Genomic DNA, 26238 nt, shown 5'->3' on the forward strand with positions numbered 1-26238 from the left:
GGGAATAAATACTGTGTTAATAATTAATCGCGAATTATTCTAATTCCGCCATTAATTTTACCAATGCTTCAACGGCTTGTTTTTCATCTTCGCCTTCTGCAGAGATAGTCACAACAGTACCTTGAGTTAAGCCTAACGTTTGTAATTTGAAAAGGCTCTTCGCGCTGGCAGATTTGCCGCTAGAGATAAGCGTGATATCTGAAGAGAATGTTTTGGCTTCTTTTACAAATTGTGCCGCAGGACGAGTATGTAAGCCGTTTGGTGCTGTAATAGTAACTTCTTGCTGGTACATAGGATATTTTCCTTTTATAACTCAATTGTTCACATTAAGTCAGGACTTAGTAAGTGTAGATGAATTTGTCCTGCTTTGCGTAGCAATATCAGATAATATTAAGTCGTAAAGCGTCATCTGATAAAAATAGTGTTCAGAAAGATAAAAGAGTTCGTTTTGTTATCTCGGTTATTTTCTGATTAATTTCGACCTTCGAAATAATTAATTGATTAAATACTAAACTCGAAGAAATAAATCACCTGTCTGGATGACAAACTTTGATCTCTACCACAAAAAAAGCACCATTGAGGTGCTTTTTTAATAAATATTTTACAATTGAGTGATGCGATTTAGCTGTCAGAAATATCAGCAAAAAGTGGTGTACTTAAATAACGCTCACCTGAAGAAGGCAAGATAACCACAATTTCTTTGTTTGCAAATTCGGGCTCTTTTGCAAGTTTTACGGCTGCCGCAATAGCTGCACCTGAAGAAATACCTGCGAGAATACCTTCTTTCGTCATAAGTTCACGAGCAGTATCAAAGGCTTCTTCGTTAGTGATTTGAATAACGCGATCCAGTAACGATAAATCTAGGTTTTCAGGAATAAAACCTGCTCCGATGCCTTGGATTTTATGAGGGCCTGGTTTAATTTCTTCACCAGCTAGAGCTTGAGTTATAACAGGGGAGTCTGCTGGTTCAACCGCAACCATTGTTACTGCTTTACCTTGTGTCTTTTTCAAATAGCGACCAATACCTGTAATAGTACCGCCAGTGCCGACGCCAGCAATAACAGCAGCTACTTCACCATCAGTGTCATTCCAGATTTCAGGGCCTGTGGTTTTTTCATGAATTTCAGGGTTAGCTGGATTACTAAATTGTTGTAGTAAAAGGTAACGGCCAGGATCGCTATCACGAATTTCATTGGCTTTATCGATAGCCCCTTTCATGCCTTTTGCGCCTTCAGTCAGCACTAAATTAGCCCCTAATGCTTTGAGTAATTTACGGCGCTCTACACTCATGGTATCAGGCATTGTCAGTGTTAATTTGTAGCCACGAGCTGCTGCAACATAAGCCAAAGCAATCCCAGTATTACCACTAGTAGGTTCTACAAGCTCAACACCCTCTTTAAGAATACCTTTCTTCTCTGCATCCCAAATCATGTTGGCACCGATACGGCATTTTACACTGAAGCTTGGGTTACGAGATTCCACTTTAGCCAGAATGTTACCATTTCCGAAATGCTTTAAGCGAATTAAAGGAGTGTGCCCAATAGTTTGCGAGTTGTCTTCGAAAATCTTGCTCATTTTTATCCTCGGTACATGATTTTTTATAAGGTCAGATGAAATTACCATACGCCATCAAGCTAAAGATGGAAATAAGCTTTATGAATATACTTATAACTTTTTTATCTTTTTATTCCAAAAGATTCTAATCAAGAGTCAGTGAGACAATTCACAAATTAATAAATCAAGAGATGTGCAGTATATTGATGGCTGATAATCTATTTTTAACTACATTTCTTGCAAATACAGGGGTCATAATGGAAACCATTGAAGAGTTGATTAACGCACTTGAACTCGCTGTACCAGAATTAGATGCGCAAGCTTTGCGTGAAAATTTACCCGAGTCCGATGCTCAAGAAGATGTACTTAATTGGCTATACGAATCGCTCTCTGCTCAAGGATTAATGGATTATGTGGAATGGACAGAATATTTTGGTGATATTCCTGACTTGAAATCGTTAGAACAGATTTCTTTGTCTGAATCACCTGGCGCACTGATTTTATCTCAAGTTGAAAATATTGATTGGGATGAGGTGAGTATTGATCCTTATATGTTGCCTTATGAACTACCTTATTTGGAATATATTAACTACTTTTTGACAGAAAAAGGGTTACGATTGGTTGATCTCACACCGTTTGAAAATGCTTATATTCTCTGCATTCGAGATGATGAAGAGATTATTGAAAAACTAGATGGTGCATTAAATATCTTTGAAATGGGAATTAATGAGCGTGAGCCGATGGATAGAGAAGAAACCAAAGATTATATTCGTTCATTAATTGAGTAGTCTGGCTAATAACAAAATAAGCCCAACCACGCTATTGAAAAAAGTTTAAAATAAAACCCCGCTTACAATTAAATAAAACGGGGTTTTTTGTATTTATCGAGATGTTGCTAAATTAGTTAGGCTTACCACTGCCCATCTTGCACATGCTGTTTACGATAACGATCGCACCACATTGCCGTTGCTCCACAAATTGCGACGGGCATGATGACTAAATTTAGAATAGGGATCATGGTAAAAATATTAATAACCATACCAAATTGAAGGTTATTCCATTTGTCCTGTTTGAGTGAGGATTTCATCGCTGAAAATGAAATTTTATGGTTATCAAATGGGAAGTCATTATATTGAATTGCCATCATCCAAGCACCAAAAGCAAACCATAAAATAGGGGCAACGGTTTGTCCGATAGCAGGAATAAAATAGAGCAATAACAAGACAATAGCGCGTGGTAAATAATAAGCTATTTTAATTAGCTCACGTTTTAAAATACGTGGAACATCTTTCAATATACCCGCAATACCCGTATCTGGTGGTGCAATGCCAGTTATTTGGCCTTCTAATTTCTCAGCCAATAATCCATTAAACGGAGAAGCGATAATATTGGCTAAGGTACTAAAGAAATAAGTGAACACTAATAAGATAAAAATAACGGATAATGGCCAGATTAAATAACTCAACCACTGTAACCAATCAGGCACTTTTTCCATCATCCAATTGACCATGCCACCAATTTGACCATATAACCACCAAAAGGCGCTTCCGAGAATAATAATATTGGCTAGTAATGGTAAGATAACAAAACGTTTTAGCCCTTTGCGTGTAATTAAACGCCAACCAAGAGCAAAATAATGAAATCCATTTAAATTTTTATTCGTTTCTGTCAAATTTGTCATACTTCCTATTCTCTCCAATGAGGGCAAGCTAGTATCATATAGGGAGATAATCAGCCTTACTAGTCATGAATTGTCTAAAAAATGTGCATAAGAGATTGATGTGTGTATCTTTGTGACAAGAAAATTAAGTATTGGCTTGCACTTATGAGCATTGGCAAATACTCTTAGTAAAAAGTAATATTTGCCAACGTGGCTATTAAACCTCAAGACAACAGAGATAGAAATGATGCAGCAAAATTTGCGTCTGATATTAATCGTTGTTGGTGCGATTTTAATCATAGCTTTGTTATTACACGGCTTATGGATTGGTCGAAAAGAGCGTTCTAAGCTTTTCCGTAATCGCCCAGTAAAACGTCAGAAACAGAATTATCAGTCAGATGAGAACGATGACGAACCACAATATGCTGAGGCTAGTCATCAGACATCAACTTTATCCTCTACTGAAAAGCGGGAGAGTGAGCCACCGATAAAATCGGCGCCTCTACATGAACCTGAAATTTCAGTGGTAGATAGTGATCCATTAATGTCTGAAACCCAAACAAAAGGGAACTCTCACGATACTTCATTACAGCAAGAGCCCAGCCTTGGTGTTTTTGATGTGATTGAAAAAGAGCCAGCACCTATTGTTAGAGATGAGCCAAAACCAGCTCCTGCGGTTAATGTTGCGAGTGAAATAAAATCACACGTTAATACAGAAAGCCCATCTGCAAATTTTGAGCCTTCAATTTCAGAGACAGCGGCTCATGTGACTCCTGTTGAAACTGAGGTTTCGCATCATGTTCCTGCTGAAGAGTCAATGGCAGAATCGGCTTCACAAGCGTCAGAAGCAGAGAAAGAGCTGGTTATTGTTCTAAACGTAAGTGCACATCATGGTCAAATGCTGGATGGTGAAGCGTTAATGCAAAGTATCATTCAAGCTGGATTCCAGTTTGGTGAAATGAATATTTTCCATCGTCATCTTAATCCAACAGCTAATGGGCCTGTATTGTTTAGTTTAGCGAATATGGTGAAACCGGGAACATTTAATATTGATACAATGGCGGAATTGACGACACCAGGTGTATCAATGTTTATGATGGTGCCATCTTATGGTGATGCTAACCAAAACTTTAAATTGATGTTACTTACGGCTCAACGTATAGCATCTGATGTAGGTGGTGTTGTGCTGGATGATGAACGCAAACTCTTAACGCCACAAAAAATCGAGCTTTATAAATCTAGAATTCGCAGGACGTTGGATCTAAATCAATAGCTTTATACTCGTCATACTTCAAGTTGCAGCGTTGTTGACTACGTTCATTCGCACTAGTCACATACTGATGAATGCTCCTAGCGATTCGTTTACTTGTCGCCTAGCTGCACCTCGAATTATTTAGAGTATATATCTGTAAAAATACCCCCGCTTGCGGGGGTTTTTCTTCTTTGGTGATAATCATGAATAAAAACACTCAACAAAAAATTGATAAACTTCGCGTTACTCTACGTCACCATGAATATCTCTATCATGTCATGGACGCACCTGAAATACCTGATGCTGAATACGATCGCTTAATGAATGAGCTAAAAGCATTAGAAGCTGAATATCCCGAATTAATTACCTCTGATTCGCCTACACAGCGAGTTGGTGCCTTACCTCTAACTGCATTTGAGCAAGTGAGACATGAAATTCCGATGCTCTCCTTAGATAATGCTTTTGATGAAACAAGCTATCTGGCGTTTGATAAGCGTTTACGTGATCGTTTAAAGAATAGTGAAGAGATTACTTTCTGCTGTGAATTAAAATTAGATGGATTGGCTGTCAGTTTACTTTATGAAAATGGAGTATTAGTACAAGCTGCAACGCGTGGTGATGGTACAACAGGGGAAAATATCACTGAGAATGTAAGAACGATCAAAGCCATTCCACTGCGTTTATATGGTGAAAATATTCCTACTCGTATTGAGATCCGTGGCGAAGTCTTTATGAATGAAAAAGGGTTTGAATATTTAAATGAGGAAGCTCGTCGCACAGGTGGAAAAGTTTTTGCTAACCCTCGTAATGCTGCAGCCGGCTCATTAAGACAGCTTGATCCCCGTATCACAGCAAAACGTCCATTAACCTTTTTCTGTTATGGGGTCGGGGTACTCGAAGGTGGAGAATTACCAACAAGCCACTATAAGCGCCTACAACAGTTTAAAAAATGGGGATTGCCCGTTAGTGATGCTGTTAAACTTTGCACAGGTAGCAAAGCAGTACTTGATTTTTACCACCATGTAGAAGAAATTCGCCCTAACTTAGGCTTTGATATCGATGGTGTCGTTATTAAGGTGGATGATATTGCTCTGCAAGAAGAGCTGGGTTTTGTCTCAAGAGCACCACGTTGGGCTATTGCTTATAAATTTCAAGCTCAAGAGCAAATGACGATTATCAAAGATGTCGAATTTCAAGTTGGACGTACTGGAGCAATTACCCCTGTTGCTCGTTTAGAGCCGGTACAAGTTGCTGGTGTTGTTGTGAGTAATGCTACATTACACAATGCTGATGAAATTGAACGCTTAGGGATACGCATTGGCGATACGGTGGTTATTCGTCGAGCAGGTGATGTTATTCCTCAGGTTGTTAGTGTGATCGAAGAGAAACGTCCAGCTGATGCACAAGAGATTATTTTTCCAACGCAATGCCCAATTTGCCAATCTGATATAGAGCGTATTGAAGGCGAAGCGGTAGCGCGTTGTACAGGAGGATTAATTTGTGGTGCACAACGTAAAGAAGCACTTAAGCATTTTGTTTCTCGTCGTGCGATGGATGTCGATGGTATGGGCGATAAAATTATCGACCAACTGGTTGAAAAAGAGTATGTCAAAACGCCAGCAGATCTTTTTCGTTTAGATGAAAAAATCCTATCTGGTTTAGAGCGAATGGGTGAAAAATCAGCAAAAAAATTGATCACTGCTTTAGACAAGGCTAAATCAACGACATTTGCGCGTTTTATTTATGCTCTCGGAATTAGAGAAGTCGGTGAAGCAACGGCAAGTGGATTAACCGCCCATTTTTCTACGCTTGAAGCATTACGAAATGCGGATGTTGACGCGCTAAAATTAGTCCCTGATGTAGGCGATATCGTGGCTAAACATGTCGTTAATTTCTTCCAAGAAGAACACAATAGAACGGTTATTGATCAATTGATCAATGATGCTGGTATTACATGGCAAGCACCTATTATTGTGACTCATGAAGTGGGTGAAAATCCTTTTGCAGGTAAAACTGTCGTGTTAACTGGATCACTTTCACAGTTAACCCGTGATGAAGCAAAAGACAGATTAGTTGCATTAGGTGCAAAAGTGAGTGGAAGTGTTTCTAAAAAAACTGACATGGTGATTGCGGGTGAAGCGGCTGGCTCTAAGTTAGTGAAAGCTAATGAATTAGGGATAACTGTTATCGATGAAGATGAAATGATACGATTACTTGATCAATCGAAATAATCATTCTACTATTTAATAAATGCTACTGGAAAACCTTCCTAGTAGCATTTTTTACTTAAGCTAAATGTACATTTAATGTTCCTTAAGTAACTTTGAAAATGTGATCAACCTATCTTATTTAATAAATAGTGTGTATATGGTTTCATAGTATTGTGACAAAAATCACATCGTAATGTTACGCGTTACATAAAATGCTCTACAAGATTTATTTTTATTTTTGGAGCATGCATGTCTTCTATCATTCACTTCGTTTTAGCACTCGCCGTTATTGGCGCATTAGCATTCATTGCGAGTAACAATCGCAAAGGGATCCGTCTGCGTTATATCGTGCAGTTATTAGTTATTGAAATCGCATTAGCATGGTTTTTCCTCAACTCTGATGTTGGCGAGGGCTTTGTTCGTGGATTCGCTGGATTATTTGATCACTTATTAGGTTATGCCGCACAAGGTACTGAGTTCGTATTCGGTGGCATGATGAAAGGTGGTTTAGCATTCTTCTTCCTGAATGTTTTATGTCCAATTATCTTTATTTCTGCATTAATTGGTATTCTTCAGCATATCAAAGTATTACCTTTCGTGATCCGTATTATCGGTACAGTGCTTTCTAAAGTGAATGGTATGGGGAAACTGGAATCATTCAATGCAGTGAGCTCATTAGTTCTTGGTCAATCAGAGAACTTTATTGCTTATAAAGATGTTTTAGGCAAAATGTCTCAGCGTCGTATGTACACTATGGCTGCAACAGCAATGTCGACAGTATCAATGTCAATTGTTGGTGCATACATGACAATGTTAGATCCAAAATACGTTGTTGCTGCTCTAGTACTGAATATGTTCAGTACCTTTATCGTCCTTTCGGTGATTAACCCATATTCTGTTGAGAATGAAGAAGATATTCAAATGGGTAATCTTCATGAAGGTCAAAGCTTCTTTGAAATGTTAGGTGAATACATTCTAGCTGGTTTCAAAGTTGCGTTAATCGTAGCTGCAATGCTGATTGGGTTCATTGCCTTAATTGCTGCAGTGAATGCAATTTTCAGCATGATTTTTGGTATTAGCTTCCAAGATTGCTTAGGTTACGTTTTTTATCCATTAGCATGGGTTATTGGTGTTCCTGAGCAAGATGCATTACGTGTTGGTAGTGTTATGGCAACTAAACTAGTGTCTAACGAATTCGTTGCAATGGGTAGCTTACAAGATATTGCTGCTGAAATTTCACCGCGTTCTGTTGGTATCTTGTCTGTATTCTTAGTTTCATTTGCTAACTTCTCTTCAATCGGGATTGTGGCAGGTGCGATTAAAGGTTTAAACGAAGTACAAGGAAACGTTGTTTCTCGTTTCGGTTTGAAATTACTGTTTGGTTCTACATTAGTAAGCTTCTTATCCGCAGCTATCGCAGGTCTGTTTGTTTAATCTTGGAAGATAAAATAGATAGGTAGCATGTGAATAAAATAACAATGTAAATTGCATCACTTGTTAATCAAGTAACAGAAAATCAAGCAGTACCTTTGGGTACTGCTTTTTTTATCTTTAAATTACCCTATAATCGGAACTATTTCTTCAAGGGCAATGTGGTAGAGAACATGTTAGAGAAACAGCATCTTATTGATATAGCAAACACACAAATGCCATTTGGTAAGTACAAAGGGCGAATGTTAGTTGATTTACCTGAAGAGTATTTATTATGGTTTGCTAAGAAAGGACAGTTCCCTGAAGGAAAACTAGGGCAACTCATGGAGATGACCCTTGCAATTAAAATTGAAGGCTTAGAAGGACTATTAAAGCCCTTAAAGCGATGATGTTAATTATTATCTATACCGGATTTTTCAGGTGTTAATGCATTAATAATTTTCTGACTTAATTCAATAAATAATGTTTGTTCTCCGAGCGTTAAACATTCACTTATTTTTTCAGCATTTTGTTTTCGACCTAATGCTGCTCTTGCTAAAAAAGCGTGACCTTCATCAGTTAAATGGGTAATAAATTCACGCTTATCTTTTTCAGAACGTTTTTGTGCAATAAATCCTAATGATTTCAATCCTCGCATAAATTTCGACAAATTTTGTCTTGAAATAGCCAAAGAATCACTCAATTGAGAAGGGGTTAAGTCACCTCGTAAGCGTAATAATTCCAAAATATCATATTGACCCCACGTGACTTGCTCTGGGGTATAACGAGTTCGCTGCGCGACTAATGTACATTGTAATAATGACAATGCATTTTCTAATTCACATTTTTCCATAAATACGCCATCTCATGAATTATGTTAACTAAAGTTAATATTATCAGGTCATTCATTTTGAACAAACTTTATATTGATTAACTAAAGTTAATTAAATATCATGATATATAGTTAACTTTGGTTAATTATTTTATGGTTGCTTGATAGAAACTGATGTTATTGATAAGAGGTAAAGTTGAAATGATGGATTATTTTAAAGGTAGAGTGATTTTAGTCACTGGTGCAAATACTGGTGTAGGTGAAGGTATTGCACAGTTACTATTTCAACGTGGTGCGACGGTTTTCATTACAGGTAGGCATTTAGATCAAGTAATAAAAACAGCACGTTCTATTGATATAACAGGCGAGAAAGTGATTGCTTTACAGGCTGATATGACCTCATCTTCTCAAGTCGAAAAAATGATTGAGGCTGTTATGTCTCAAGCTGGAGCATTACATGGCTTGGTTAATAATGCAGGGATCACGGGGCCTCATAATACGTCTATTGTGGATTATGAGATTGAAGATTGGAAAGCAGTAATTGATACAGATATCAATGGCGTATTTTATGGGTTGAAATATGGTATACCCGCAATATTAAAAAGTGGAGGAGGGAGTATTGTGAATCTTTCTTCATCTAATGGCATCGTGGGAATTGCGGGTATTTCAGCATATACAGCAGCTAAACACGCCGTATTAGGGATCACACGTTCAGCTGCGCTTGAGTTTGCAGATAAAGGAATAAGGATCAATGCTATTGGGCCTGGGTATGTTGATACGCCAAGAATGCAAATGCTACCCAACGAAGTTCGTGAATGGATGGCAAATACACACCCAATGAAAAGAATGGCAACTAGAGATGAAGTCGCTAAAACGGTTGCTTTTTTACTTTCAGATGAGAGCAGTTTCTCAACAGGAGCGTTTTATGCCATTGATGGCGGTTACACTGCACAGTAGAAATAAATAAAGGGAGAGTAGAAAACAAAAAATCCCGAAGATTTCTCTTCAGGATCTTAAAATTCTGGTGGAGCTAAACGGGATCGAACCGTTGACCTCTTGCATGCCATGCAAGCGCTCTCCCAACTGAGCTATAACCCCACATATTGGATTGTTCTAGAAGTATATTGGTGGAGCTAAGCGGGATCGAACCGCTGACCTCTTGCATGCCATGCAAGCGCTCTCCCAACTGAGCTATAGCCCCAACATACTGGAACGGGCTTGATAATAGGCAACAAGCACAATACTGTCAATCAGTTAATCTCACATTATTTATTGATTGCTGAAAAAGAGTACAAAAAAAAGATACATTCCCTATTTTAGGAATGTATCTTTCTTGATAAGCAAGATTAACGAGTAAATTAAGCTTGGTTTTCTCTTTCAGTAATAAAGTCTAATGCTTTATTAATACGTGCAATACTCCGTGTTTTACCAATAGCATGAACAGTAACATCTAAGCCTGGAGATTGGCCTGCACCCGTTACAGCAACACGTAATGGCATACCCACTTTACCCATACCGATTTCCAATTCATCAGCGGTATCTTGAATAGCTTGGTGAATATTTTCAGCTGTCCACTCCGTAATTGCTGATAATTTATCGCGAACAACTTCTAATGGTTGACGAGCAACTGGGCGTAAATGTTTTTTCGCAGCTGTTTCTTCAAAGTTCTCGAAATCAACATAGAAGTAATGGCAACTTTCAGCCATCTCTTTTAATGTTTTACAGCGTTCGCCTAATAATTTGATCAGTTCAACTAATGATGGGCCATTACTGGTATCAATATTTTGTTGTTTGATATGCCAATCTAAATGAACAGCGACTTTCTCAGCTGGCAGTGTATTGATGTAGTGATGGTTTAACCAAAGTAGTTTATCAGTATTAAATGCACTGGCTGATTTACTGATAGCTTCTAAAGTGAAGTGTTCAATCATTTCATCAATAGTAAAGATCTCTTGGTCACCATGAGACCAACCTAAACGTACTAAGTAGTTTAATAGTGCTTCTGGTAAATAGCCCTCATCACGATATTGCATTACGCTGACAGCGTTATAACGTTTAGATAATTTTTTACCATCATCACCTAAAATCATTGATACGTGAGCATATTCTGGTACAGGCGCACCTAATGCTTTGAGAATATTGATTTGGCGAGGTGTGTTGTTGATATGATCTTCACCACGAATAACGTGAGTGATTTCCATATCCCAGTCATCTATAACAACACAGAAGTTATAAGTTGGGGATCCATCAGTACGACGAATAATTAGATCGTCAAGCTCTTGGTTACTAAATTCAATTGGGCCACGAATTTTGTCATCAAAAATAACAGAACCTTCTTGAGGATTTAAGAAACGCACAACATGAGGCTCATCAGCGCTGTGATTATGGTTACCACCACGGCAACAACCATCGTAACGCGGTTTTTCACCTTTGGCCATTTGATCTTCGCGTAGCTGTTCTAAACGCTCTTTAGAGCAATAGCAACGGTATGCAGTACCCGCAGATAACATTTGATCAATCACTTGGTTATAGCGATCGAAGCGTTTAGTCTGATAATAAGGACCTTCATCCCAATTCAGATTTAACCAATTCATACCGTCCATGATTGCATCGATGGCTGGCTGAGTAGAACGTTCTAAGTCGGTATCTTCTATACGCAGTACAAATTCGCCCTTATTGTGACGGCTATATAACCAGGAATAAAGTGCGGTACGCGCACCACCAACATGTAGATAGCCAGTAGGACTTGGTGCAAAACGGGTTTTTATTTTACTCATTGGGATTGCCTTTGTACGTCTTACTTATATAGATAAGTAATCGTGATTATCAAAAAAACGAAATGGTTACCTCATTTTATCACTGGATGTTAATTCCTCAATGGCATTAAGCCTTTAACAGAGATAAAATTTTCAAATTGATGATTTTTTGTTTGACGAAGAGTACCCGTAGGATTATTTTGGTTAATTGCTGTATCACTTATGATGCTAAAAAAAGCATCTTGACTAAAAATAAAACGAACGATCATTTTCACAATAAAAAACTGATAAAAATCGTTGACTCATAGCGCAGTATCCCTATAATGCACCCCATCACGACGGGCGGTTAGCTCAGTTGGTAGAGCATCTCCCTTACAAGGAGGAGGTCGTTGGTTCGAGCCCAATACCGCCCACCATTATTTTCGTTGTGATAAGTTGTATGATTTAGTGTGATTGGGCGGTTAGCTCAGTTGGTAGAGCATCTCCCTTACAAGGAGGAGGTCGTTGGTTCGAGCCCAATACCGCCCACCAATTACATTAAAGCGTGGTAGTGAGAATTTAGTCATCATGAAGTGGGCGGTTAGCTCAGTTGGTAGAGCATCTCCCTTACAAGGAGGAGGTCGTTGGTTCGAGCCCAATACCGCCCACCACTTCATTCGGTTATTTCGCGCAATATCACATAATTAGGTATGGGTCGTTAGCTCAGTCGGTAGAGCAGTTGACTTTTAATCAATTGGTCGGGCGTTCGAATCGCCCACGACCCACCATTCCTAAGAATACAACATAAAGTAGTGAACATTGTGACGGGTCGTTAGCTCAGTCGGTAGAGCAGTTGACTTTTAATCAATTGGTCGGGCGTTCGAATCGCCCACGACCCACCATTCACAAAGCTACTTACAGATTTACGCAAAAATTATTAAATGGGTCGTTAGCTCAGTCGGTAGAGCAGTTGACTTTTAATCAATTGGTCGGGCGTTCGAATCGCCCACGACCCACCATTTAATAGTTCAGCGGGCGGTTAGCTCAGTTGGTAGAGCATCTCCCTTACAAGGAGGAGGTCGTTGGTTCGAGCCCAATACCGCCCACCACTTCTTTATTTCTTCGTTATACTTTCTTATTTATTTTCCTCGTATTTTTATAAAATAATCAATAAGAGTCATTTAGTCTTTAATAGCTGCGTGATGCAATCTAGTCATATTTTTTGGACATTAATTGTTGTCTCTGTGTCTGCTGTTCATGACTTTGCTCATCGTCTTATTTATAACTGTGTATCCTTACACATGTATGCTTTCCTAGTTCCTTGTATTGAGCTCATTTCTTTATATCAAAGCAATAATTAGCTACAGCTCTTGTTCCTTTGGATCTATGCGTTTCTAAGATTTTTTAACTTATTATTGCATTGCGCTTTCTGTGAAAAGGGGGCATAAGTCGGATTCTTTATTACACTTTTTTACATCCAGCCATGTTTTATCATTTAAATTGAAGAGCTTAAAAATAAGTCGTTCTTTTATTGTTAAGTTAATCATTTTAGATCAGGGGCCTAACTTAATAGAAGATATGTATTTATTTTTGAACAGAGAACAAGTTTTGTTCTGAAAATATAAAAAATTACTCTAATCAAAAAGGAAATATCTACTCCTCCTGAGCATAAATATAGGTTTTCCTAGTTTATTCATAAAATTAAACAACCTTAAATACACTGTTATAAATTATTTGAGCATTTTTTATGAGCAATATCTCTCATAAAATGAGCAAGTTAAAACATTTTAAGTCACTATTGAAAAATATTTGGTACTCCTTTTTTAAGGAAAAGTTCAGAAGATAAAAAGTGGGTTTTATAGTTTATCTTCTTTTCTAAAGATACGACAAAATGAGAGAATTTACTTAACGTTTAATTTAAAATAGATTGGATTTAAAATTTGATATTTATCAATGTTTGCATAATAATGCACTGGATCATAAATGATATAAAGCAAAAATCACTTATTTTATCAGTAATTGATTTGTCCTAGAGTGGTTAATTTCATTTTTTATGGAAAATGGAGAAATTTGTGCATCTAGCAGGAATATAAATTATATAAAAATATTAATGTTTATTTTATCCTATGGATAACTCTTATACAGTGTAAGTGTGATTACTTAGGATATAAAATAATTGATTTTTATTTTTATTAACAAAATTAGATCATGCTAAAGTTGATATTTAACAGTTTATTCCTTTGTGAATTTAACTTAAGGGGTATTGATTACTCTATTTTTGCAATGTACTAAATGTGCGTATTTGAGTGAAAAAGAAAGAATAATATTGTGTCGTCATAACAAGACCACTTTTTATGATAATAAGTATGCTCTTTGAATAACTTACTGATAAACAATATATTAATATTCGTTTTTTCTCTATTTTATAAAGAAGATTTTCAATATAACTGAAACTTAAAATAAGTTATTTATTAATAAAAATTCAAAAAAATGAGTAATTAGGTCTATTCTTTATTTATTCTAGTGTAATAAAGAATTGAGGAGTATGAAATATATTTAGCTGAAAGAGTAAGTGTTTATGCTTATATAAATTAATTAACAAATGTTTAAAATGTGATTTATATCTATATTTTAGTGTAAATCTCGTAACATTATGATATTAAAATATAATATAGACTTTTTTATAAACTCATCAGATTTCATTGATTTTAATTAAGTTAGTTAATAAAAATAAAAAAATCGTTACCTTTATGAGGTTAATTTATTATTTTAAATAAATTAGTCTGACATAACTTGATTTATTTTTACACAATACCAATAATCATACTTTAAATTAATGTAATTATAGATAATAATTCTAATTAATGAGTAAAATTTAAGGAAAAAAAAACGTGATTTTATAAGTAAAATATTTCAACTATATGAAAATAAAGGAAACATACCATTATCCTAAGTATTGTTTACTAGTACGAGTAAATCATTGCACCTGCACTATCTTTTTTTGACTGGTTGAAAGTGTTTAAATGCGTAGTATATTATTTACATATGATAAGTCATGTTTTGAATTGTAATATTTCTTATCTACTAAAAATAATATTTTATTAAAACAAAAAGGTGTCATCAATAATATATGTTTTTATATATTATTGCGCAGGAATACACCATTATAAATTAGATATCAATCAAAGTGAAAAGCGAGAACAATATTATGAGTAGCAAGTATCCAGTCGCTTATGCTGTTGGACAAAAAATTAAGTCATTAAGAAAATCTCAAGGTTATACTGTATTTCAGTTAGCAAAAGAAATTGATATTAGTGAACAACAGTTATTTCGTTATGAGCGTGGTGTAAACCGTATTGATATTGATTGCTTAGTTAAAGTACTTGAAGTACTAGGTGTTAATATTGGTAGCTTCTTTGAAGAAGTAACTGGCGGAATGGCTCAAGAAACTGAGCTAAATGAACAACATATTCCAGCTCATTTCGATAGCAAGGCTCTTTCTATTTTCTAATAATATTTTTAAATTAGAAAATAACTCATTTTAGAATAGCTAATTTGAGTAAGATAATTCTTATATACAAATGTTTCTCTTTAGTTAGTTAATAATAAGAATTATCTTAGCGGATGAAATGAAGTCGCTATATGAAATAAATGCCCTTATTAGGGCATTTTATGTTTATAGAGATAAATATTTTTAATTTTTACAAAAAGAAGAATAATTTTATTGTAAATGAACTAAAATCTTCATGCTTAGAGAAATATATTATCATATTTATTAGTATGAGAAAAAATAGCTAATTGATGCTTGTTTAGAATAAGCTACTCATAAAATTACCTCTTATATTACCTACCACAATTTTACCTCCTGGTAACATTTTTGAAGCTATTAAACGTATAATTTATGTTTTTCACATCAATAAATTAAAAAATCCATTTAATATGATAAATGCAAAATATACGTATTGGTGAAAATAGGTTATCAGATCAAAAGTTAAGTATTATCATTAAATGACTATTTTTGATAATGATAGTTAATATCATATCAGGATAGATTATTGTTGCCTTTTGATCGAGATGAAAAGGTAGTAACAATAAGTCTTTGAGCAGTTTAAGAATATGATTTAGTTGCTGGTCGGTTGAGTAGATATTAAAAATGCTTTATAGACCTGTTAGGATTATTTAGAGAGATTAATATGCTTTGCTTGTTCTGGGTATAAAACATTTATTAATCATAAAAATGGTAAGATCTCTCTGCAGTTTGACAACACTACTAACACAAGCCTTTACGATTTGTATAAATTCGGTCTTTATGTATCGCAGTAATAGATTGTCATTTAGGCATATTTTTTAGCGTTGTCATTGTGCATTAGATAGCTTCCTTGTTACAAAAAAGGTTATGAAATTCTGAATTAAGATCAAAAAATGCCCGTTTAAACGGGCATTTTAGGAAATGTAACAGAAGAAATATTGAGAAATTAATGTTCTGTTTTTTCTGCTATGGATCCATGATCTTCATGTTTCTGATGGCGATGATGACCATCGATCATGCTACGGAATGTTTGAGTAAAAGTATCACCCAGTGTACATAAATAGAAGTGTGCACAAATAAACATTAATGCCACAATACCTAAAACTAAGTGTGCTTTTAACATCCAATAGCCATAGCCAAGTACTTCTGGATATAAACATAATAATCCAGTAACAAGTAACAATGGCACTAAACCAAACATCACACCTAAGTAAGCGAGTTGTTGAAGTGGGTTAAACTTATCGGTTTCAGTTGCAGCGAAAGGATGTGGTTCGCCTTTCATTATACCGTAAAGATAAAAGCGAGCTTGTTTGATACAACGACCAATTAATCCTCTAAATTTTACTTTGTAATGTACACCGTTATTAGTTGTTAGATTGATAAAAATAAAACCAATCCAGAACGCGATAAGAACAAAACCACAGATCTTATGTAACAGTACCATTGATGTAACATTGCCGATAGAGAAATGCCCTAAAAAGCCACTTAATAGCAATAGGATAAATAGTAAAGCATTACCCCAGTGCCAAAAACGAATTGCTTTGGAGTATAAATAAACACGTTCTTCTTCATAATGACCAGCGTGTTTTGGTGCAAGGGCATAGCGTAGTAAACCATGAATAACTAATACTGCTATCATAGCAACGATTAATAAACCAGCTGCGATTAACCATACAGGCCAATAATCTGGCGTATAATGGAGTTCTGCTCCCCAGATACTAGTCATGCTTTATCTCCCTGATGGATTTCTTTACGACGGAATAAACTCGGTTTTCCGACATTATCTAATTGGTATTGATAAACGGATTTTTGTTTGATCCAAGCCTGAATTTCAGGTGAGTCAATGCGACCAAAAGCAAGTGCATCTGTTGGGCATACTGATACGCATGCGGGTAATTCTCCCTCAGCTAATCGAGTATCAGAACAGAAGTTACATTTGTCTGCGATATGTGTCACTGGGTTGATATAACGAACATGGTAAGGACAAGCACCAACACAGTAATCACAGCCAATACACAGCTCTTTTTTCACCTGAACGATACCATTTTCATCAATAAAAGAGGCACCAGTAGGGCAAACAGAAACACAAGGCGCATCTTCACAGTGTTGGCAAGAAACACGGAAAAATTGGTAATGTGGATGACCTGCTTCATCGTTATGAGGACCCTGTATTTGGACTTGAAGTCGGCTAAATCCTTCTGGAATGTCATTGATGACTTTACACGCAACAGTACAAGCTTGGCAGCCAATACAACGTTTCTCATCATGTAACATGACAAATTGTTTATCATTATTGTTCATCGTTATTTTTTTCCTTAAGCCCGACTAATTTTGACACCTGATGTATGCACATCAGTACCTGATACAGGGCTAATCTCATGATGTAATAAATTACCACAGTGAATGCCTGTCGTTGTCGCAGCTGTTTTCGCACCTGCTTTTGCACCTGATCCCATATAAACAAATACGGTGTCAGGGCGAATGCCTTCAGTGATCAGAGCATGTGCTTTTTCTTTACCGATACTGTTTTCTAGAATGATTTCATCACCATGTTTAATACCATGATTTTTAGCTGTTTCAGGGTGAAGCCAAACAGGGTTTTTCCACATTAATTCAGCTAATAATGGTACGTATTGTGTTGCACCATTAGTGTGAACGGCGACTTTGCCTTGAATAAAATAAAGCTCGTCTTTTTCTTTTAATGGGAAGTTGTGGAAGCGTGGAATACCGTAGTTTTCTAAACGGCTTTCTAGTTCCTCAGAGTAGATTTCAATTAAGCCACTCGGTGATTTAAATGACAGTGATTTTTCCATCATATTATTGCCATCAACATGCTTGATAGCATCAGGATATTGCTCAACAAAGGCTTTTACATAAGAAGGCTCACGTAAAAGTAATGGGATACCATAGGACAAGTAGCCTTTTTTATGGATTTCCTTATACAGTGCTTCATCACCATTGACTTGATATAGCTGACGAACACCCATATTTTCCCATGGGAAATATTGAGCTAATCCCAGTTTTTTCCCTAATTCCATCCAAATTAACCAGCTTGGTTTTGTATCACCAATTGGCTCGACAACTTGCTGGCGTAATGCATAAGCTGGATTTAAACCTGAAACATCAGAAATCTCTTCATCACGTTCTAAATAAGTTGTTTCAGGTAATAGATAATCGGCATAAGCGGCACTTTCGCTTAAATAAACATCACAGCTAACAATTAAGTCTAATTTCTGTGCGGTTTTTTCTAGCTCAGGGCGACAACTTACTGTTTGGAATGGGTTATGGCGAGACATAATCCATGCTCTGGTTTGATATGGCACACCGTTTAATGTTGAATCAATAATAGATTGAACGATACCACCACCTTTATTGATATATTTAAATTGAGGTGCAGTAGCATCAATACGTTTTGCTGTAATTTCTGGCATTCCCTTAACGCTTGGTTTAGCGAGTTCAGGCGCAACATTAATACCCGCGAGTTTATTGTATTTTGATGCTGCTTTTTTCTGATACATGCCACCTTCACGTTCAAAGTTACCGAGCAATGCATTGAAGGTGAAGATCATTCTGCGCATATTAATTTCTTCTTTATTAAAGGTTGCGCGGTGACCAGGCATAATCAGTGCATGAGGTGCTTGGGATGCAATCTCACGAGCAATGCGAACAATATCGTTAGCTGGAACATCAGAATGAGATTGAGCCCATTCAGGGGTTGTATCTTGTAGAACTTCTTTTAATTGTGGGAAACCTACCGTAAATTTCTCAATGAAATCTTTATCGTAGAGATCTTCTTTAATTAATATATGACACATTGCCATTAGAACAGGTAAATCCCCGCCTGGGCGGATCGCGTACCACTCATCAGCTTTACTTGAAACAACAGATAAACGAGGATCAAAGCTGACTAATTTCGCACCACGTTCTTGTGCTGTCATTAACTCATGAGTTTCTGCAACTTCAATACCTTCATAAAGGTTATGACCAAAAGAGATAATATATTTTGAATTTGCAAGATCCATTTTAAGATCGCCACCCATCATAACAGATGCTGCAATGGCTTTACCTGCAGGGCATGTTGATGCGTGTGTAAACGTATTGGGGGAGCCAAATGCAGCCGCTAAATGGAAAAGATGAGATGAGAGCGATCCGGATTTTGAGGAGAAAGAGATGCTTTCTGCGCCATAGTTTTGCTTTATGGCATTCATTTTTTCGGCGATTTCGCTATAAGCTTGTTCCCAACTTATCACTTCCCATTCACCCGCGCCTCTTGGACCTTTGCGTTTCATAGGTTTGACAATACGGTTTGGGTCATTAACTAGGCTAACACCACTGCCACCTCTTGCACAAACTCGGCTACTTTGGTGTTCAGCATTTCTATTTCCTTGGATAAAAACAGTCTTGTTGTTAACAACCTGAGCTTCTATTGGACAACGATAAGAACACATTTCACACAGGCTAGGTGTTAATTTTGACTGACCCTTAAGAGAATCTACAGGATTAAATGCAAGTGCACCTGGTGGTAAACTACTTACGGTACAACCCACACATCCTATTCCCATCCCCTTAATGAAAGAACGACGACTAATACTCATATAACCTCCGGTTTCTTCTTATAGCTAAATATTATATACGGACGGTTAAATAAATATTTGAAGGTGTCTCCATTTTATTAATCCATAAGTGATGACTTAGTTGTAAATAATAAATAATAGAGAATAATAAGTTAATAAATGTCACTAAATAAATTAACTAAAATAGACAAAATTAAATGATAATTATTTTCTTCTATTAAATGCTATAATAAAGTTTCGGAGAAGGAATAGAGGTTTTTTATAGATATGATAGTTATATATTGTTCTTTTAAATTCACTAACTTATGGTATTAATCTATTTTGTTAAAGTGTATTTTAAATATATTATTAATAATAATTAAGATTTGACAAAAAAACCTATCGATATATAATTTATTATATATCGAGTGTTGGTTATATTGTAATTAACTTGTTATTTAAAAATAACGATAAATAATACTTTTGATACTATTTAAATTTAGTTTTTTCATAAATTATCCTCTTATGAAAAATAGCTAACTTATTATTTTGATAATAGATATAAATAAAATAGAAAAATAAATCAGTGATGCATGGTACGAAAAAATGCTCGGTTAAATGTGATCAGGCTGATATTAAGCATGAGACAATTTATAAATTATTATTCATTATGTTTAAATATTAATTAATGATATTAATCGTTATGGAACTGTGTCGTGATTGTCAAAAAGAGATATATTTTGTTTTAAGTGTCTTAATAACATTAATGCTAAATGGAGACGTGTAGGAAAAAGATGGAGTGAAATGTTAAAGACATGGTGACTTTTTTGAACATTCAAAGCCACCATTTTATATGTAGTCATTATTGTTTTTTCGTTGTTTGTTGCCTTTGGAACTTTTATATAGAAGAAAGGATTTAAAACAGCATGACAATTAAAACAAGACTCAGTAATAGAGGATAAATTCTTGCATGCCATTTGTCGGGAATATGAGATAAAAAACGTTCAGAGATCTTCAAACCAACCCAAGTGCTACAAATCAGAATAAGTGCAGCTTTTAGCCAAATATAACCAATGAAACCAGATTCACCATTTAAAGGTGACGTAAAAGAAAGGGCAACGTAAGTGAATGTTGCTGTGAGTGCTAAAGGTAAGGTTAATACATTTGCCATTGCTGCTGATTGTGCCATTGGTGTTCCTCTACGGCGCAATAAAGGTACTGTCATCACGCTTCCACCAACTCCTAGAAAAGCAGCAATAATACCAATTACGGTACCATTAATACTTTCTTTTGCTTTGGTCACTTTTTTTGCATTGTGAGTAGGAGCCATAAAACCGGGGCGAAAGTAGCAGTCTAAAATAGTGATAAAAAGATAACCAATAAAGATCCATTTGATCCACGTACCTTCAACCGTTAAGGCGAGAAGAGCACCTAAGATCCCACCAAAAGCGATACCAATAAACAGTATGGACATGATATTCCAATCAAGCCTTTTTGCTTTATGGTGCTTAATGGTTGTGACTGTTGCAGAAAACAACATAATTAATGCAGAAGTAGCAACGGCGATTTGCATAGCATGCTCAGCAGGTAAACTGTCTATTCCCCAGAGTGTCAGAATAAGTGTATAGAGTAAGGGAACAGTGACAAAGCCGCCACCAAAGCCAAATAACCATGTTGTAATGCCTGAAATTAGACCAAAAGAAATCAGCCAAAGTGTCATTTCAAATCTCCTGTTGAGTCAGGAGATTAACGATATAGAATAAAGTGATGTCTTACCCACGTGATAATGACAACTTTATACGAATTTAGGACAATTTAAAGATTATGCGTAATCTCGATATCAATTGTGTGGATAATCTTCCTCGCGATATTTTAGCATTAGGCTCTGATTATCCTTATGACACATTTCTTGAATCCCATTATCATCGACGAGCACAATTTTTATATGCCCCTAATGGGGTAATGAAAGTTAAAACAGAAGATGGTCAATGGATTGTATTACCTTACAGTGGCGTGTGGATCCCAGCAGAAAAAGTACATCAAGTGCTAATGTTGGGGAGTAGCACTTATAGTCTCTATATTGAGCCTAATAAAATTCCTCGTCACTCAGAATATTGTGAAGTTTTACAAGTTTCACCTCTGCTTCATCAGCTATTACTTTCAGCTAATGAGCTTCCTTTACTTTATGATTTAGGTGGACGAGATAGTGCATTATTAACTTTGCTTTGTCATGAATTAGCTCAGGCAAAACCGTTACCTTATTTTACGCCATTACCACAACATGCTTTATTAGATGAATTGTGTACTGAATTTATGTCACAACCCAATATTCGCACTAGACCAGAAATGTGGGCTGAAAAATTAAATAAAAGCCCACGTACTTTTACCCGTTTTTTTCATAAAGAAACCGGTCTTTCTTTTCGAGATTGGCGTCAAAAAGCGTGTTTAATGTATGCGTTGACTGCTTTAAAAAAAGGTGATTCGGTTACTAAAGTTGCTTTAGAGCTGGGTTATGAAAATCCTAGCGCCTTTAGTGCGATGTTTAATAAAGAGATGGGGTATTCACCTAAATTATTTTTAAAACAATTGAAAGAGTTTTAATAAAATAGACATATGTAAGCAAAAATATAATCATTGATTCTTATATATTAGGTGATTTTTAAGTTAAATTGCATTGTTCAAAAAAGAAACAAAAAAATTCCTTCCAATATCAGTGCGTTAAAACTTGATTAATAGAGAGCGAGGGAGGTAAAATGTAAGGCGTCCATAAGTTACATTTGATTTTTCTACGTACGTTCCCTTAGTTAAATGGATATAACAAGCCCCTCCTAAGGGCTAGTTACAGGTTCGATCCCTGTAGGGAACGCCATCTATTACCCATGCTATAAATCTAGACATTCTTCCTAGAGCTGTTTTTATCAGTTCACGCTATCTATTATCGTCATTATTTCACTCACTTGTTCAATAATCGATAATAAATACAGGTTTTTATATGAATATAAAGTTAATTAATAACATTTGATATTTAAAGTTTTTATTTATTACTTATTTTCTGTTGATGATGTGTAATGCTAGACCAATTGATATCTTTATCCCTCCTGAAAATTTTGATCAAGTTTAAAATCACTCAGGGCGGTATTAATCAATAAAGATGAATGGCTCTCGTGGTTTTACCTAAATCAAATAAAGACAGTGGCTGACTATATTGAAAAAAGTGATTTAGTGAAGAGTGTATTAAGTGAACATATTGCAGTTCTTCTTAACGCTGGAAATACCATTATTATAGATTTTCCTGCTAATACACCGAAGTAGCGACAATGGTTAAAATCATTAGCAGATATTGATGTATTGAAAGTAGAATCTAATTACATAACATCGAATATTTTTATATTTGTCCATAATATAGGGTTAATATTTTAAATTAGCTCGATAAGATAATCACAAAAACCGAATAATCTTATAAGATCAAAACCTAATAAAAGTACCACTTATTATGCATTGACAGTATTATGTCTAGAATTTATGAATATGCGAATTATGATGCTGCTCATCATAAGATAATTAGCGGAGAACATTATGAAGTATCGCCTGTGCGGTGTTGCTCTTTCAGTTGCCTTACTTTCAGGATGTGCAAGCACCTCTAATAATGGGGAGGGGCGTTCTGACCCATTAGAAGGGTTTAACCGCCAGATGTTTGATTTTAACTACTATGTATTAGATCCCTATATTTTACGTCCAGTTGCCGTTGTTTGGCGTGATTATGTGCCACCACCAGCAAGAAATGGCTTATCTAACTTTTTAGGTAATTTAGAAGAGCCTGCAAGTATGGTGAACAGCGTATTACGTGGTGATTTTGAAAAGGGTGCAAAACATTTTGGTCGATTTTGGATCAACACCGTCTTTGGTATGGGTGGTTTAATTGATGTTGCTGGTATGTCCAAAGAAACGATGGAAAAGGAAGTACCAATGCGATTTGGTAGTACGTTAGGTCATTATGGTATGGATTATGGCCCTTATGTTGTTGTACCAGGCTATGGTAGCTTTACTGTCCGTGAAGAGGGTGGTGATTGGGCTGATTTAACCTACCCTATGTTGAGCTATTTAACGTTTTGGATGTCAGCGGGTAAGTGGGCATTAGAAGGCATTGAAACACGAGCGCAATTGCTCGACTCTGATGCTATTTTACAAAATTCATCTGATCCTTATTTAATGATGCGTGAAGCCTATTTCCAAAGTAATGACTTCCAAGCGGGTACAGTAAAGGAAAACCCTAATGCGAAAGCCATTGAAGATGATTTGGATTCCATTGATTAGTGAATTATCTTTTTAGCTTGGTGAATAAATAAAAAATGGTCTTAAAAAAGACCATTTTTTGTATAAAAGCGATATAGCGTAACAGTTAGAAACGGTAGTTAAAGTTCATACCGTATAACCATGCTTTACCTGATGATTCAAATTCGTAAGCAGGTAATGGTAATTCTTCAGATAATTTCTCTTTGATTGTGACTTTTTTACCGTGCATATACGCTAAGCCCACATCAACAGACATATCTTTGTTAAATGCATAAGTTGCCCCTGCACTTAACCAGAAACGATCTTGATCAGGAATGGAAATAGAGCGTTTATCCGCTGGAACTGGACTATCATCGAAAGCGATACCAGTACGGAATGTCCAGTTATCATCGTGATAATAGGTTGTTCCTAAAGCCACTCGCCATGCATCTCGGAAGCCTTCTTCTTTCTTGAAGAGTTGTTGACCATCACTCTTACGTGTGGCTCTCAATTCTTTAAATTCACTCCAGCTTGTGTAAGCAAAATTATAATGAACAGCCCATTTTGGCGCTACACGATGATAAGCAGCAAATTCCCAAATTTCAGGCAAGTTAAGATCAAGTTTGCCTTTAATGGTTCCACCTTCTGTTCCAATAATAGAATTACCGCCAGGAAGAGGGATTGTTTTTAAATCACTTTGGAACTCACCGTCTTTAAATTTCACTTTTACTTTAGAGCGATAAGTAAAACTTACACGATTGTCTTCATCAAACTCATACAGTAAGCCAGCATTCCAGCCAAAGCCCCATGCATCCCCTTTTAATTGAGCAAAGCGGTCACTTGGCGATAGGCTTGATAAATAACCGCCTAATTTTCCCATGCCCGGTTTTGGTGATAAAGCGCCACCTAAAACTTTACCCGCCTCACCAACATGGCGTGTAATTTCTGCATCAGCATAAAGGGCATTTAAGCCTAAACCGACACTAAATTGGTTATTTACTCGATAACCTGCACTTAAGTTTAAGTTCATGGTTTTTAAATCGGTTTTACCACCAATAAGGCCAGCAGTATAATCCTTTTTAAAATCAGTGGCTAAACCAAAGTTTGTTGTGCCTGATGCACCAATCGCCCATTTATCATTAATTGGTGCTACAAAGTGGATATTAGGGACTAATGCGCTTGGTGCGATATCGCCAGCGTTAGTGCTAGCGCCTGTAAGAGGTGAATTACCTTTAATATCAACACTTGGGTTAATATGGATAGCACCAACAGAGAATTCAGGGCGATCGAACATGGTAAGTGCAGCTGGGTTACGGCTACCTACGCTTGCGTCATCGGCGATAACGCCTTCTCCTGAAAATGCACGCCCTAGTGCTGAAGTAGAATATTCATTTAACTGAAAACCGGCAGCGCCTGCTTGAGAGGAGATAACACCTACCAAGGCAGCTAGTGCTGTGCGAGTAAACAGGTTTTTACGGTTCATGACCTAAACCCTCATAATTTTTTTAAGTTAGTAACTTCTGATTAGAAGCGCTGGATTTTAGGTGCGGTTGTCGTTATGACAAATCAGACCAGTTGATTAAGTATAAAGTTGATTACCGTAAATGTTGCAAGTATGTTTTACAAATATTGCCAATTAGATTCAATAATTGGGATTTGGTTAACATATTTTTCACAAGTTATTCCAATAAAGATGTTTTTGATTGTTAAACAAACAGAATAATCAATTATTTTTGTAAAATTGTAATAAAATTTGAGCTAAAGCAGTTTATTTTATTTTTTTACGATTATGATAGATAATTAACATTTCTTTCGTTGGGAGACTAAAATGGCAGACGCAATTAATCGTTGTAGTGCAGAAGAAACCGCTGCTTGCTGTTGTGTAGATGTGGGTACTATTATTGACAATAAGAATTGCACAGCGTCATATCAGCATGTCTTCGCTGATAAAGTACAAGCGCAAGCAATGTTAGATCAACTCAGTGCAAAAGCACAATCTATCGCTTCAGAGCCTTGCAAAATCAATCAACAATTTGCTGATGTTGATGGTGGTGTTCAACTTACCGCTGATTTTACATTCTCTTGTGAAGCAGAAAACTTAATCTTTCAGTTGGGATTACGCTAATCCACTGAAATAACTAGATTTAAGGCTGTTGAAATTCAACAGCCTTTTTTATATCCCTTCATCACGTTATTATCTTTTTCTATCATTATTGTTAAGTTTCAGACAT

The 26238-nt window shown here is 36.1% G+C and carries 20 protein-coding genes and 10 tRNA genes; 18 read left to right on the forward strand and 12 right to left on the reverse strand.

The annotated features are described in order from the left end of the window. Positions 1 to 34 precede the first annotated feature (34 nt). Both ptsH and cysK read right to left on the reverse strand, forming a co-directional pair. The gene (gene ptsH / locus GWI59_RS13370; RefSeq protein WP_006533407.1) at positions 35 to 292 is read right to left on the reverse strand and encodes a phosphocarrier protein Hpr; all 258 of its coding nucleotides are present in this window, start codon (positions 290 to 292) and stop codon (positions 35 to 37) included. 329 nt (positions 293 to 621) lie between these two features. Next, positions 622 to 1575, reverse strand: a complete 954-nt coding sequence (gene cysK / locus GWI59_RS13375; protein ID WP_161671465.1) for a cysteine synthase A — start codon at positions 1573 to 1575, stop codon at positions 622 to 624. Between the two features lie 236 nt (positions 1576 to 1811). Between cysK and GWI59_RS13380 the strand changes: the two genes are divergently transcribed. Next, complete coding sequence (locus tag GWI59_RS13380; RefSeq protein WP_072063224.1) at positions 1812 to 2342, forward strand: hypothetical protein; 531 nt, start codon at positions 1812 to 1814, stop codon at positions 2340 to 2342. A 122-nt stretch (positions 2343 to 2464) separates the two neighbouring features. Here the strand turns inward: GWI59_RS13380 and cysZ are convergent, their stop codons facing one another. Beyond that, positions 2465 to 3235 carry a sulfate transporter CysZ gene (gene cysZ / locus GWI59_RS13385; protein WP_109847720.1) on the reverse strand — a complete coding sequence of 257 codons (771 nt, stop codon included), beginning with the start codon at positions 3233 to 3235 and terminating at the stop codon, positions 2465 to 2467. 223 nt (positions 3236 to 3458) lie between these two features. Between cysZ and zipA the strand changes: the two genes are divergently transcribed. The 4 genes from zipA (at position 3459) to GWI59_RS13405 (ending at position 8496) form a co-directional block, all read left to right on the forward strand. Beyond that, positions 3459 to 4487, forward strand: coding sequence for a cell division protein ZipA (gene zipA, locus GWI59_RS13390; protein WP_006533402.1), 1029 nt, complete (start codon positions 3459 to 3461; stop codon positions 4485 to 4487). A gap of 182 nt (positions 4488 to 4669) precedes the next feature. Then, a complete protein-coding gene (ligA, locus tag GWI59_RS13395; RefSeq protein ID WP_161671466.1) occupies positions 4670 to 6697 on the forward strand; it encodes an NAD-dependent DNA ligase LigA in 2028 nt (675 codons plus the stop codon). Positions 6698 to 6925: 228 nt separating this feature from the next. Further along, a complete protein-coding gene (locus GWI59_RS13400; RefSeq protein WP_006533399.1) occupies positions 6926 to 8110 on the forward strand; it encodes a NupC/NupG family nucleoside CNT transporter in 1185 nt (394 codons plus the stop codon). Positions 8111 to 8280: 170 nt separating this feature from the next. Next, positions 8281 to 8496: a DUF3820 family protein gene (locus GWI59_RS13405; protein ID WP_072063220.1), complete on the forward strand. Its 216-nt coding sequence runs from the start codon at positions 8281 to 8283 to the stop codon at positions 8494 to 8496. A 2-nt stretch (positions 8497 to 8498) separates the two neighbouring features. On the opposite strand, the gene GWI59_RS13410 is transcribed toward GWI59_RS13405, so the two are convergent. Beyond that, positions 8499 to 8939, reverse strand: coding sequence for a MarR family winged helix-turn-helix transcriptional regulator (locus tag GWI59_RS13410; RefSeq protein ID WP_072063219.1), 441 nt, complete (start codon positions 8937 to 8939; stop codon positions 8499 to 8501). 183 nt (positions 8940 to 9122) lie between these two features. Between GWI59_RS13410 and GWI59_RS13415 the strand changes: the two genes are divergently transcribed. Then, positions 9123 to 9875 carry an SDR family NAD(P)-dependent oxidoreductase gene (locus GWI59_RS13415; protein ID WP_115065747.1) on the forward strand — a complete coding sequence of 251 codons (753 nt, stop codon included), beginning with the start codon at positions 9123 to 9125 and terminating at the stop codon, positions 9873 to 9875. 65 nt (positions 9876 to 9940) lie between these two features. On the opposite strand, the gene GWI59_RS13420 is transcribed toward GWI59_RS13415, so the two are convergent. The 3 genes from GWI59_RS13420 to gltX all read right to left on the reverse strand — a co-directional run bounded on the left by GWI59_RS13420 (position 9941) and on the right by gltX (position 11695). Continuing rightward, positions 9941 to 10016 (reverse strand) — tRNA-Ala (locus tag GWI59_RS13420). A gap of 27 nt (positions 10017 to 10043) precedes the next feature. Further along, positions 10044 to 10119, reverse strand: a tRNA-Ala gene (locus tag GWI59_RS13425). Between the two features lie 157 nt (positions 10120 to 10276). Further along, a complete protein-coding gene (gene gltX, locus GWI59_RS13430) occupies positions 10277 to 11695 on the reverse strand; it encodes a glutamate--tRNA ligase (RefSeq protein ID WP_006533395.1) in 1419 nt (472 codons plus the stop codon). A gap of 319 nt (positions 11696 to 12014) precedes the next feature. Between gltX and GWI59_RS13435 the strand changes: the two genes are divergently transcribed. The 8 genes from GWI59_RS13435 (at position 12015) to GWI59_RS13470 (ending at position 15164) form a co-directional block, all read left to right on the forward strand. Continuing rightward, a tRNA-Val gene (locus tag GWI59_RS13435) sits at positions 12015 to 12090 on the forward strand. Positions 12091 to 12129: 39 nt separating this feature from the next. Beyond that, positions 12130 to 12205, forward strand: a tRNA-Val gene (locus GWI59_RS13440). A gap of 43 nt (positions 12206 to 12248) precedes the next feature. Then, a tRNA-Val gene (locus GWI59_RS13445) sits at positions 12249 to 12324 on the forward strand. 41 nt (positions 12325 to 12365) lie between these two features. Continuing rightward, positions 12366 to 12441 (forward strand) — tRNA-Lys (locus GWI59_RS13450). A gap of 38 nt (positions 12442 to 12479) precedes the next feature. Continuing rightward, positions 12480 to 12555: transfer RNA gene (locus tag GWI59_RS13455), tRNA-Lys, on the forward strand. Between the two features lie 41 nt (positions 12556 to 12596). Continuing rightward, a tRNA-Lys gene (locus GWI59_RS13460) sits at positions 12597 to 12672 on the forward strand. 14 nt (positions 12673 to 12686) lie between these two features. Continuing rightward, positions 12687 to 12762 (forward strand) — tRNA-Val (locus GWI59_RS13465). 2099 nt (positions 12763 to 14861) lie between these two features. Next, positions 14862 to 15164 carry a helix-turn-helix domain-containing protein gene (locus tag GWI59_RS13470; protein WP_006533394.1) on the forward strand — a complete coding sequence of 101 codons (303 nt, stop codon included), beginning with the start codon at positions 14862 to 14864 and terminating at the stop codon, positions 15162 to 15164. A gap of 964 nt (positions 15165 to 16128) precedes the next feature. Here the strand turns inward: GWI59_RS13470 and phsC are convergent. The 4 genes from phsC to GWI59_RS13490 all read right to left on the reverse strand — a co-directional run bounded on the left by phsC (position 16129) and on the right by GWI59_RS13490 (position 21455). Further along, complete coding sequence (phsC, locus tag GWI59_RS13475) at positions 16129 to 16908, reverse strand: thiosulfate reductase cytochrome B subunit (protein WP_161724895.1); 780 nt, start codon at positions 16906 to 16908, stop codon at positions 16129 to 16131. Then, entirely contained in the window at positions 16905 to 17483 is a 579-nt protein-coding gene (locus GWI59_RS13480; RefSeq protein ID WP_006533391.1) for a 4Fe-4S dicluster domain-containing protein, read from the reverse strand. Before GWI59_RS13480 ends, phsC begins: the two co-directional genes overlap by 4 nt. Positions 17484 to 17497: 14 nt before the next feature. Beyond that, positions 17498 to 19777 (reverse strand): thiosulfate reductase PhsA, encoded by a 2280-nt coding sequence (gene phsA / locus GWI59_RS13485; RefSeq protein ID WP_161724897.1) that lies wholly within the window; start codon positions 19775 to 19777, stop codon positions 17498 to 17500. A gap of 874 nt (positions 19778 to 20651) precedes the next feature. Then, entirely contained in the window at positions 20652 to 21455 is an 804-nt protein-coding gene (locus GWI59_RS13490) for a sulfite exporter TauE/SafE family protein (RefSeq protein WP_161671467.1), read from the reverse strand. Between the two features lie 104 nt (positions 21456 to 21559). On the opposite strand from GWI59_RS13490, the gene GWI59_RS13495 reads away from it, so the two are divergent. From GWI59_RS13495 to mlaA, 3 genes are all read left to right on the forward strand, one after another. Then, positions 21560 to 22336, forward strand: coding sequence for an AraC family transcriptional regulator (locus GWI59_RS13495; RefSeq protein WP_161724900.1), 777 nt, complete (start codon positions 21560 to 21562; stop codon positions 22334 to 22336). A gap of 193 nt (positions 22337 to 22529) precedes the next feature. After that, positions 22530 to 22604 (forward strand) — tRNA-Arg (locus GWI59_RS13500). Positions 22605 to 23311: 707 nt separating this feature from the next. Further along, on the forward strand, positions 23312 to 24049 hold the full coding sequence (gene mlaA / locus GWI59_RS13505; protein WP_006533380.1) for a phospholipid-binding lipoprotein MlaA: 738 nt from the start codon (positions 23312 to 23314) through the stop codon (positions 24047 to 24049). Between the two features lie 85 nt (positions 24050 to 24134). Here mlaA and fadL read toward each other — a convergent pair whose 3' ends face one another. Next, a complete protein-coding gene (fadL, locus tag GWI59_RS13510; RefSeq protein WP_115065496.1) occupies positions 24135 to 25490 on the reverse strand; it encodes a long-chain fatty acid transporter FadL in 1356 nt (451 codons plus the stop codon). A 345-nt stretch (positions 25491 to 25835) separates the two neighbouring features. On the opposite strand from fadL, the gene GWI59_RS13515 reads away from it, so the two are divergent. Then, complete coding sequence (locus GWI59_RS13515; RefSeq protein WP_006533378.1) at positions 25836 to 26132, forward strand: YfcZ/YiiS family protein; 297 nt, start codon at positions 25836 to 25838, stop codon at positions 26130 to 26132. The last annotated feature ends 106 nt before the right edge of the window (positions 26133 to 26238 follow it).

Source organism: Proteus sp. G2673, assembly GCF_009915125.1.
GTDB lineage: Bacteria > Pseudomonadota > Gammaproteobacteria > Enterobacterales > Enterobacteriaceae > Proteus > Proteus penneri.